The sequence below is a fragment of the Domibacillus indicus genome (genome assembly GCF_023715895.1).
In the GTDB taxonomy this organism is placed as follows: Bacteria; Bacillota; Bacilli; order Bacillales; family Domibacillaceae; genus Domibacillus; species Domibacillus indicus_A.
Genome location: NZ_JAMBOO010000107.1, coordinates 1 through 362 on the forward strand (window position 1 = coordinate 1; position 362 = coordinate 362).

The 362-nt window shown below is 47.2% G+C and carries 1 protein-coding gene; it reads right to left on the reverse strand.

Annotated elements, in window-relative coordinates:
• Positions 1–362 (reverse strand): transposase (locus M3221_RS25830; RefSeq protein ID WP_396395500.1); only part of this gene is annotated, 362 nt, incomplete at both ends.

Below are 362 nucleotides of genomic sequence, written 5' to 3' on the forward strand. Positions count from 1 at the left end.
GCTTTTTCTCCTCCTTACGGAGAAAGCCCGGGTTTAGAATCTCTTCGCCGTTCGACAGGACGGCAAATTTCTTGATGCCGACATCAATACCGGCTGTTTTAGAGGCTTTATGGACAGCCTGCGGCGGCTCTGCCTGTCTTTCGACACAGAAAATAGCAAACCAGCGCCCATTCTGGCGCTTAATGATCACCTGCTTTACTTTGCCATCTAGTTTCCGGTGGAGGCGGATATCTATTAAGCCTAGCTTAGAAATGAGGAGCTTTCCCCCTTTTCCGAAGGAAACGGCCCGACGGACAGTATGAACCTTTCCTTTTTTATCTTTTTGTTTACTCATGCCAAACTGTGTAAATGTAATGGAATGG